The sequence below is a fragment of the Bacteroidota bacterium genome (genome assembly GCA_013360915.1).
In the GTDB taxonomy this organism is placed as follows: Bacteria; Bacteroidota; JABWAT01; order JABWAT01; family JABWAT01; genus JABWAT01.
In genome coordinates, this window is the sequence record JABWAT010000024.1 from 19,953 (window position 1) to 30,743 (window position 10,791).

The following is a 10,791-nucleotide window of genomic DNA, read 5'->3' on the forward strand; positions in this document are numbered from 1 at the left end:
TCACCTAACTACTGTCTCCTTTATTTAAGCACATACGATTCAATCTGGCTGATCCAATACAAATACCCTTTTCCGCTCAGGTGCAGGCCATCGCCAGAATCAAACTCTTTTTTCAGAAAGCCGTTTTCAACCATGCCGGCATACAGGTCAATAAATACAAATTGATTTTTCCTGCAATAATCCTTCAATTGTTCATTTATATACTTGACCGATTCAGTTAAGTCTGCACCCGTGGTCTCGCTCTTTCGGTTTGTCGGTAACAAGCTTTGTATAAATAGCTGTGTTTTCCCTGATCCGGAACGAATGACATTGACCAGACCCAGGTAATCAGAAAGAACTGAATCTTTATCCCGTCCCTTAATAAGATCATTGATTCCGATTTCAAGGAAAATGGCTTTCGGTTTCGATCGGATGACCTCATCAATCCGTGCTTTGACGCTTTGAATCTGGTCTGCATGAATGCCACGATTTTTAATATTAACTCCAGGAAACAGTTCATGCCATTCAAAATGATCGGTCAGGGAATTTCCCAACATGATCACTTCATTGCTGTCATCAGGCAGGGCTTGAAAAACATCGTCCTTTCCCATGAAATGTGACAGTTTGGGCCTATCGGCTGGGCGAGTGGATTCAACAGCTGGATTGTTCACAAACCTGTAATAGAAATGCCGACCTGCATAGACCAGCAACACCCCGTTCAGTGCAAGAGAAATCACTAAAAGCCAGGTTAGTTTTTTATTCATGTACGTTCAGCTGGTTTTTAATCCTGTCACCAATTTCAATTGATCATTCATTTTGTGAAATATTCATAAATGGTAACGGAGGCATTCTGTCTTCTGAATTCTGAATTCTGAATTCTGAATTCTTTCCCCTTTCCCCTATCTCCTCCCGGCTTTCCCTTCCAGCCACTTTACCCAGTCTGCAAGTCCGGCACCCGACCGGGCCGAAACGGCAAACACCGTCAGATCCGGATTGATGGAAAGAGCATTGGCTTTCACATCGGCCACTTTACAATCGACATACGGCTCCAGATCAGATTTATTGATCAGCAGGACCGTGGCATTGCGGAACATTTTCGGGTATTTCAGTGGCTTATCTGCACCTTCGGTGATGGAAAGAACCACCACCTTCAGGTCCTCACCCAGATCATAGCCGGAGGGACAAACCAGATTTCCCACATTTTCAATAATCAGCAGATCGGCCGGTTCATCGGGCAGTTGGCGAAAAGAATCCTGAACCAGTTGCGCTTCCAGATGACAGGCTCCGTTGGTTACAATCTGCACCACCGGAACGCCCAGTGCCGACACCCGCTGCGCATCCAGATCGGTCTGAATATCTCCTTCAATCACCTGCACCCGTAGTTCCGGATTCAGCAGACCGAGCGTTTTTTCGATAAGGGTCGTCTTACCCGAGCCCGGCGAACTGAGCATGTTGATGGTAAACAGGCCGCGCTTGCCGAACAATTCGCGGTTCGCTGCAGCCACTTCGTCGTTTTTCGCCAACACTTTCCGTTCCACGGTGATGACAGGCATGGTTTCCTCCAGGATTTCAGTTCAATTTACACCGAATCCGATCAGTGGTCCAACCGGACCACACAGACTTAATTGAATTGTAATCAGTCCAATTGGTAACAAATCGTAACAAACGCAAACCGGTCGCCCAAACCGGAACGCAAACCAACGGGCTTTCTGTTTTAGCATCCACATGACAACACTACTTTTTTTTCTGCTCGCCGGAACCCTCGAAACCGGCACCCTCGCCACTTCTGGCATTAACGGCTATGTACGGGATGGTTCCACCGGCGAACCGCTCATCAGCGCCAATGTCTTCATTCCCGCCCTGTCGCGCGGGGCCGTCACCAATCAGCGCGGATTTTTCACCCTGGCCGGACTTCCGGCCGGCGTGCATAAACTCAGGGTCAGCTACCTGGGCTATCAGACTCTGGAGAAACCGGTCGAGGTGACCGATGGGAAAATGTCGCGCGTGACCATTGAACTGAAACCGGCCGATGTGGTGACCGGTGAAATCCTGGTCGAGGATGAAGGCGGTCCTGCTTTTGAAAACACGGTATCCACCATCAGTCTGTCGGCCGCCAGTCTGCAGCGTCTGCCCAGCATCGGTGAGCCCGACATCCTTCGCACACTCAAACTGATTCCCGGTGTGCAGTCGGTGAATGAAATCAGTTCCGGCCTTTACATCCGGGGCGGATCACCCGATCAGAATCTCATTCTGCTCGATGGGGTGACCGTCTACAATCCATCTCACCTGTTCGGATTTTTCAGCACGTTTAATCCCGATGCAGTCAAGGATGTGAAACTGATGAAAGGCGGATTTCCGGTGGAATATGGTGGCCGGCTGGCCGCCGTGCTCGATGTCACCAACAAGGATGGTAACCGGAATAAAACCGATGTGTCGGGTGGTATTGGTCTGATCAGTTCACGCCTTCAGGCCGAAGGACCGTGGAAATACGGATCCTACATGATATCCGGCCGGCGCACCTACCTCGATCTGTTCACCTCTTTGGTGGACTCGGATGAAATTCCCGATTATTATTTCTACGATTTTAACTTCAAAATGACGGTCGATGCCATTGAGGATAACCGTCTGGCACTATCGGTCTACACCGGTGATGATATTCTGGCATATAACAATCTGCCCGATTCGGGTCCGCGCCAGAAACTGAATCTGGATTGGGGAAACCGGATTGCCGCCCTGGAATGGACCCGCATTTTATCGGATGACTGGTTCATCACCACCATTGGTTCCTACAGCCGGTTTTACAATGAAACCCGCGCCGAACTGGGCAATGGCTTCGACATCCGGTTTGTGAATCAGATCGAAGACTGGACCGTGAAATCCACCGCGGAATATGCACCTTCACCCGACCACCGGATGAAAGTGGGCGCCTCCTTCAGCCGGTTCCGGTTTTCTTACAATAACCGGATCGGCGATACCGGTTTTCAGAATAACATTGTGGAAGAACCGTGGTTACTCTCGGCCTTCATTCAGGATGACTGGCGCCCCGATGCCCTGCTGACCCTGACTCCCGGTGTGCGTTATACCTTTTATGCTCCCGGCAAACGCCATCTTGTTGAACCACGGTTGCAGGCCCGGTATCAGCAGACCGAAAACCTGGCCTTTACCGCCTCGGCCGGACATTACATTCAATACACCACCGTCAACGTGAACGATGTGGCTTCCTTTGCCGATCTCTGGTTCCCCATCGATGAAACGATACGTCCGCAAACGGCCCAACAGTACATTGCCGGCATGGATTACCGCTTTGGGGGTCAGTATCTGCTCAACATCGAGACCTATGTGAAACCCATGCAGAACATCACCGAATTCCGCCGGGAAAATGAACTGAATGAGCGCGATCTGAACAAGGTGTTTTTTATCGGAAAAGGACTGTCGCGTGGGTTCGAAGTCTTTATGCAGAAACAGCGGGAAGCACTCACTGGCTGGATCGGCTACACCTGGTCGGAAACCGAACGTCAATTCGATGAAATCAACAACGGAGACTGGTACCCGGCCAAGTGGGATTTTACGCATAACATCGTGGTGACCGCAACTTACGATCTCGGCAACCGCTGGTCACTTGGCGGCAATTTCGTGTACACCACCGGTTCCACTTACACCGTTCCCACCGGGTATTATGAACTGGGACCCCCGGGTGAAACCCGCAAATACCTGCGCGCCGGACCGAAAAACGCCTACCGGCTCGAGCCGTACCACCGCATGGATCTGTCGGCAGCCCGCACCTGGGAAGCGTGGGGAGCCGCCTGGAGGCTTTCGTTTAACATTTACAACGTGTACAACCACCGGAATGTCTGGTTCCGCGATTACGAGTTTTCCGAACCGGGAACACCGCCCGCCGTCACCGATGTGCGTCTGATTCCCATTCTGCCAACGGTTGAAATTTCCTTTAAATTCTGATTTTTTCTGATTGAACAGACCTATGAAACGACACCTGATTATTTCTGCACTCATGGCTTTGCCGCTGTTTACCGCCTGCGAAGCACCCACCGATCCCGATCTGTATAAGCCCGAGGTCGTGGTCAAGGCATTTCTTCCTGTCGGGGAGGGAATTGATTCGGTCTACATTTCACAGGTGCTTCCGCTGACGGCCGGATACACCTTTGAGCAGGCCGCCCTTTCCGGTGTGATTGTTCGTGTCACCGATCAGGATGGAAATTCCACCCAACTCACCGAATACGCGGGTAAAAGGGGGATTTATGGCGATCTATCCTATGTGATCAAACCGAAAACCACTTACTCGCTCTACGTGGAGGCAGCAGGATTTCCGGTCATCACCGCCACCACCACCACACCCGGCGCCCTCAATCCGCTGATCGTGAATAAAACCGTGCTTTCCTACATCGGCGATTCCTTCAATGGCGATTCACTCACCATCCGGTGGAATGAGGTGGAAGGGTCTGTGAATTACCTGGTCTCGGTTCGTTACACGGGTCCCGATTCATCGAAAATCAGAATTGAATCCGATTTCAATGACGATGAGGATGAAAATTTCGAAGAAGATCCCAACGTGCAATCCTCCTGGGTGAACCGGACCAACGGCCGGCTGTATGGCTTTTTCCACAAGTTTTACGGACCTCACCGGGTGACCATCGTGGCCATGGATCAGAATCTGTATAACTATATCAAAACACAGTTCCAGAGTTCACGTCAGGTCAATGAGCCTCTTTTTAACCTCAGCAGTGGCGTTGGGTACTTTGCCTCGGGCTCACGACGAAGCGTCGACTATCAGCTCAATTTTTAAAACAGATCCATCTGACCGGGACGGGTTTCTGCAAACAGGGACCGGTTGAATTCCGGCATCTGCCGGTCTGAAAAAAACCGCTCTCTGGCAAGATGAACCTGACTGCGGATGGTGGCCGCCCACGGCCCCTCCCCGGTCATGCGGCGCCCAAACCTCGAATCATTTAACTGCCCGCCATGAAGCGACTTTATCCGGTTTAATACCTTTTCTGCCTGATGGGGAAACGCCTTCCCGATCCAGTCTGTCATCAGGTCCCCCACCTGACCGTTCAGCCGCACCACCAATCCGCCCGCACTCAGAGCTCCCGCATCGGACGCTGCCTCAAACACCCGAAGAATCTCATGATCGGTCAGACCGGGAATGATGGGAGCCATGAGCACGTTAACAGGAATGCCGGCATCCGTCAGCCGCCGGATGGTCTTCAATACCGATGCCGCCGAGGAAGTCCGGGGTTCCAGTTTCCGCTTGACCGACTCATCCAATGTGGTGAGTGACAGGTTCACATGAACCAGCTGGTCCCGGGCCAGATCGGATAGCAGATCCGTATCACGATCAATCAGACTGTTTTTGGTAATCAGTCCCACCGGATGCCTGAATTCCAGAAAGGTGCTCAGCAGTCGTCTGGTCAGTTCCCGTTTACGTTCAACCGGCTGATAAATATCGGTGTTACCCGCCATGACAATGGGATCACCAGCCCAGCCAGATTTCAGAAAAAACCTCCTGAGCAACTCAACCGCATTCACTTTCACCTGAATCCGGGTTTCGAACTCAATACCGGCACCTCCATCCCAGTACGTGTGGGAATTCCGTGCATAGCAGTATACACAGCCATGTTCGCATCCCTGATACGGATTCAGGCTCCATCCCATGGGCACATCGGGACTTTCCACCCGGTTCACAATGGAAGCGGCGGTGACTTCCAGCACCCGGGTTTCCGGCTTGGGAAACAGGACCGATTCTGCTTCTTCCTGATCGGTCAGATGGTCGGCATCGGGAATCACTTCCTGCTGACGGAACGGATTGTGCAGACGCTTTTGTGCGCCTCGCCCCTTGCGAAATGAATCTGACATACTGTAATAATATGCAGTCATTGTCTCATAAATCAACCGGATGAATCTCTTCTTAACAAAATGGTAACCGACTGATAATTGTCACCCCTTGTCTTTTTTGTCAGAAATCATCCATCTTCGCTCCTGACTGGTTGTGTAATCGCTGTAATACGGACAGTGAGCCTCCACCGCCCACCGGAACATGGGTGTCACCACAATCGGCCAGAAGAAACCGGAAGGGATTGTCCCCCTGCCGGAACCGGTCCACTCGGGAATTGGCCGGTCCGGCCTCTTTCTCTTCCATCACACCAGGTCGAAGGAACAACCTCATGCGTATCGCTCCGCTCAACCGCTGGGTGGCCATTCTGGCCATTACAGCCTTTTCGCTGACGGGCTTCAATGCCTGTTCTGAGTCCCCGCTCTCACCAGAGTCCGGGAAATCTGCCCCCTCCCTAACCGGACCCATCGTGGGAGAGCAACAAGCAGTTGTTTTCACCGAAGGATTCGAATCGGGAACCAAAACATCCTATGCAGCCGCCACCATTACCCTCGGATCGGGATCCTGGAATCTGAATGACGCCCTCATCGGAACCAGCACCAGTGACAGGAAATCGGGGACCAAAAGCGCCCGGGTGGTCAATACGGGAAAGATCACCCAGCAGTTTAACGTGACCAACGGGATTTCCACCGTTTCGGTTAAACACGCCAAATACGGCACCGACGCCAACTCCTCCTGGGAACTGTGGGTCTCGGTAAACAGCGGATCCACCTGGACCAAATACGGATCAACCGTTTCCACCACCTCGACCACACTCACAACCGCCACCATCACGGTGAATGTAACCGGGTCTGCCCGGATCGAACTGCGTAAAGTAAGCGGCGGCTCGGCCCGGATTAACATCGACGACGTGGTCATTAACGACAATGCCGGCGGCACTCCCCCTCCCGGTAACACCGAAACCGAATCGAACAACACCACCGGAACCGCCAACAGCGTCTCCGTTTTCCCTACCACTCTCAACGGAACCATGAGCACCACCACCGATGTGGATTACTTCAAGTTTTCAGTCACCAATGGTCAGACGGTATCGCTGTCCATGACCGTTCCGGCCGGATTGGATTATGACCTGTATCTGCTGAATCCATCCTCCGCCACCGTTGCCAGTTCAGAAAACGGAGCCGGATCCACCGAATCCATCAGTTATGCGGCTACGGTGAGCGGTACCTTTTACGCTCAGGTTTTATCGTACAGCGGCAGCAGCACGTCATCCTGGTATGCCCTTACGGTCAACGTCACCGGCGGATCCACACCGCCCCCATCATCAAGCGTTCACCTGACACTGGGAAATCCGAGCGGAGCCGTGACCAGCACGTCTTACCCCACCAATTATCTGATGGAAAAGACCCAGTACGCCATGTCCTATCACCGCGATCGCGGAATTCCCAACTGGGTAGCCTGGCATCTCGATGCGACCTGGCTGGGCAGCACGGCCCGTCAGGATGATTTCCGGGCGGATAATACCCTTCCATCCGGATGGTATCAGGTGGGCGGATCATCCTATTCCGGCTCGGGTTTTGACCGCGGACATCTCTGCCCGTCTGCCGACCGGACCAAAACCGTGGCTGACAACAGCTCCACGTTTCTCATGACCAACATGATGCCTCAGGCACCCAACAACAATCAGGGCCCATGGGCCAAACTGGAAGATTACCTGCGCACCCTGGTATCCTCGGGAAATGAAGTGTATATCTATGCCGGCAGTTACGGCACCCAATCCACCATCGATGGCGGCCGTGTCACTGTTCCCGCCGGCACCTGGAAAGTGGCAGTGGTTCTGACATCAGGCACCGGAGATCTCGGCCGTGTGACCACCTCAACCCGGGTCATCGCCGTCGACATGACCAATTACAACGCCTCCATCAGCAAAACAGCCGACTGGAAAACATTCCGCGTGTCGGTGGATGCCATCGAATCCAAAACCGGACTCGATTTGCTGAATGCTGTCTCAACCACCATTCAGGCCACCATCGAAAGCCGTGTGGATAACCTGTAATTTCCGCTGATTTTTCTTACAGAAAAGGCGTCTGAAAGGGCGCCTTTTTTATTTGTGGCAGACGTTGGTAACAAGCAGAGACGGTGAGTGGTGATGGAAAAATCCGGTGGCTGAGGCTCTCGAAGCCAAGGATTTTTCCAGTGACGCGTAACGAGAAAATACCAGTGAATGGTGAATGGAAAATCCGGTGGCTGAGGCTCTCGAAGCCAAGGGTTTTTCCAGTGACGAGTAACGAGAAAATACCAGTGATTGGTGATTGGTGAATTGAAAATCCGGGAACGCATTTTCAGGGGCGTAGCCCTGGCATCTTTGTAGATTTCAATGCGCCATGTAAGGTGAATTGAGGGGCGTAGCCCTGACATCTCGTCCGTACCAACATGGAGACACAAACCTGATTTGCCAGCACCGGATAAGATGTCACCGCTACGCGGCTTGAGATTCCATCAATCCGACACCAGCGGTTGCCAGTTTCTCACAGACATTGAACAGTGATCAGTCAAAACTAGTGATTGGAGAGTGGTGAGTGGTGATGAAAAACCCGGACCCTGAGGTGAAAGTTTACCCCGATGAAGTCGGGGAAGGGACAAGGGTTTTTCCAGTAACGAGTGACGAGAAAATACAAGTGAATGGAGATTGGAAAATCCCGACCCCAGAGTGCCGAATCCAGTGGTTGAGGCTCTCGAAGCCATCCGGATGAGGATTATCGAGGGGCCCGGTTTATCCTGCCTTCTCCGCAACTTCTGCATAAACCTGCGAGTTTGGGTTTGCTCCGCAGGGTGACTTTTTTCACAAAAAAGTCACCATCCCTCGGCTCCGCTCGGGAACCGCCCAAGTCCGACCGCCCAGCCTTAGACTCGTTCGTGGCACTCCAGGCCTAAAACGATTGAACTCGTCCCGGTTCCCGGGCCTCAGACAGCAATCGTTTCTGACGGCCTTCCGTTTCTCACTTCCCCGGCTGGCCGATGTCGGCAAAAACCCCAAACAAAGCCAGCAATCGAATCACCGAGAGTCCTCCTCAACCCCAGGGAACATCTCGGTTTTTACCGGAAATGTATCAGGTAACCCGATTGAATTTGCACCATACGAAAGAACTTCAGTTAATTCCATATTGAGCGCGAAAACAAGCTCGAGACGATCATAATCTATCTGATCAAATCCCTGAAGATTTCTGTTATTATGGTAGATAATTACAACATTTAATTCTATAAATTGTTTGTTATAGTTTATGGGATGATCATAGCGCTTCAAACCAAACGGTAGAATACCTGTTTTTTTATATGTAGAATCGCGTACTATCAATGGAGGGAGTAAGTCCGTTCCATCATAATATGGATGGAATGTCTTTGATGTATCAACTCTCAGATAGCATAATTCCTGGTTATAATATTTACTCAATTCTTTTTTGATACATCTTGCTGCACTTCCCGAAATCTCAACAACTCCATCCCGCCTGAGTTCAAAGGATATTTTATCATTTAAACTATCTGCCTGGGTGGATATCATCATATTGAAACAAAAAAACATTGTTACTGCTATCATTTGTGTACCCCTACTAAATATTTTCTAGGCTCATTTATACGTGCTGATAATATTTCTGGTTTTTTAAACATTGCAGTTTCTTCGGGAGAAAACCTATCATCTTCCTTTTTAAAGCCAGAAGCCGATCTAATCATTTCCCCTCCACGCGACACAATAAACATTGGCAATTTATATTTTCGAACCCAAGCCTGGTCCGCTTCATCAGATAGCCACTCTGAACCCTCAACTTTTCCTGATTCATTCAAATAATCCGGGTGAGTGTGAATTTGTGCCAGCAATTCCTCACCAGTTTCTGCCGGATCCCAGGTTTGATTTTCAGAGGTGGTTGCCGTATTCCCAGCGGGATCAAAAACGTTGATCAGCAACTCACCATCTGTGTTTTTCGTTATATAACCAACTACTTCCTTCGCATCCTTTGTTCCGGATTTCGAAAGATCCCACATGTATTTCAACGCCTCCTTAATTTCGTCTTTTTTGAAGGTTTTGAGTTTTTTAATTTGCTTCTTCTCCTCCTTCTTCTTTCCATCCTTGGAAGTCCAGTCGAAGAAATTGTCCTTGTCACTCAGATCGGCATTGGTATTGGGAAGGCCATCAGAGCCATCCATCCCCGTGGGATCCACGATAGAGAGCGGATTGTTGAACATGGCGTTGTACGGTGTGGCAAACGGGTATTTGAATTCATGAGAATCGACCTGAAGGAATCTCCCAAGCTGGCTATCCCCGATGCCCCCTCACTTGCCATGAATCGGGGTAAACTTCCAAGTCTGGATGAAATGTAGTTATAACCGAAATGAAGTTCACCTTTTCCGACTAGGGAACCATTCTTCACAGAGTAGGTTGGGGGAAGAGCACGCTGGCCGATGTTTCCATCCTGCGTGGACGGACAAACATCCCACCCACAAACGCGCTAAAGAATTTTTGAATTGATTGTCTTTGCCGACATCGTCCAGCCAACGACGTGAGAAACGAAGGTCCGATCAGAAGCCGGCGCTGTCTGAGACCCGTCCGTCTGATGCCGGACTTTCAGCAGCGGGGCAAGTTCGGCGGCTTCCGGGCCGGAGTACCACGAACGAGTTGAGGTACTCCGAAATCTGGTATACTGAGTTTAAAGAAGTGCCGGATTACGATCGGGGTCATCGGCTGGGCGGTGGGGTGGGCATTTTGGTCGGTTCCTGAGCAGGTCAAAGGAGTGGGCCGTCAAAAGTCACCCTACGGAGCATGAGTGCTTTCAATCGGCTCAAAATAGGGGACTATTTGAAAAAAATCTCTTCTCCCCGACCCGGATAAAATCCTTACCCTGCCATTTTAATGTATCCGGGTGAACAACGCGGACATAATCATAATACAACGGCTCAAATTCCAGCGCACA

9 protein-coding genes are annotated in these 10,791 nt (G+C 51.0%); 3 read left to right on the forward strand and 6 right to left on the reverse strand.

Annotated features, from left to right (window positions below):
* Positions 1-20: 20 nt before the first annotated feature.
* Together HUU10_14640 and hypB are read right to left on the reverse strand one after the other, a co-directional pair.
* Positions 21-743 (reverse strand): sialate O-acetylesterase, encoded by a 723-nt coding sequence (locus HUU10_14640; protein ID NUQ82840.1) that lies wholly within the window; start codon positions 741-743, stop codon positions 21-23.
* Positions 744-878: 135 nt separating this feature from the next.
* On the reverse strand, positions 879-1,532 hold the full coding sequence (hypB, locus tag HUU10_14645; GenBank protein ID NUQ82841.1) for a hydrogenase nickel incorporation protein HypB: 654 nt from the start codon (positions 1,530-1,532) through the stop codon (positions 879-881).
* A gap of 172 nt (positions 1,533-1,704) precedes the next feature.
* Here hypB and HUU10_14650 point away from each other — a divergent pair, with 172 nt between their 5' ends.
* Both HUU10_14650 and HUU10_14655 read left to right on the forward strand, forming a co-directional pair.
* Complete coding sequence (locus HUU10_14650; protein NUQ82842.1) at positions 1,705-3,936, forward strand: TonB-dependent receptor; 2,232 nt, start codon at positions 1,705-1,707, stop codon at positions 3,934-3,936.
* A gap of 22 nt (positions 3,937-3,958) precedes the next feature.
* Entirely contained in the window at positions 3,959-4,780 is an 822-nt protein-coding gene (locus HUU10_14655) for a DUF4249 family protein (GenBank protein NUQ82843.1), read from the forward strand.
* Here the strand turns inward: HUU10_14655 and HUU10_14660 are convergent.
* Positions 4,777-5,850, reverse strand: coding sequence for a PA0069 family radical SAM protein (locus HUU10_14660; protein NUQ82844.1), 1,074 nt, complete (start codon positions 5,848-5,850; stop codon positions 4,777-4,779). The genes HUU10_14655 and HUU10_14660 overlap by 4 nt on opposite strands.
* 100 nt (positions 5,851-5,950) lie before the next feature.
* Positions 5,951-6,160, reverse strand: coding sequence for a hypothetical protein (locus HUU10_14665; protein NUQ82845.1), 210 nt, complete (start codon positions 6,158-6,160; stop codon positions 5,951-5,953).
* Here HUU10_14665 and HUU10_14670 point away from each other — a divergent pair.
* Positions 6,159-7,883 (forward strand): DNA/RNA non-specific endonuclease, encoded by a 1,725-nt coding sequence (locus HUU10_14670; protein ID NUQ82846.1) that lies wholly within the window; start codon positions 6,159-6,161, stop codon positions 7,881-7,883. The genes HUU10_14665 and HUU10_14670 overlap by 2 nt on opposite strands.
* A 999-nt stretch (positions 7,884-8,882) precedes the next feature.
* Here the strand turns inward: HUU10_14670 and HUU10_14675 are convergent.
* Positions 8,883-9,422, reverse strand: a complete 540-nt coding sequence (locus HUU10_14675) for a hypothetical protein (protein ID NUQ82847.1) — start codon at positions 9,420-9,422, stop codon at positions 8,883-8,885.
* On the reverse strand, positions 9,419-10,066 hold the full coding sequence (locus HUU10_14680) for a hypothetical protein (protein ID NUQ82848.1): 648 nt from the start codon (positions 10,064-10,066) through the stop codon (positions 9,419-9,421). The genes HUU10_14675 and HUU10_14680 overlap by 4 nt, the downstream gene beginning before the upstream one ends.
* Between the last annotated feature and the right edge of the window lie 725 nt (positions 10,067-10,791).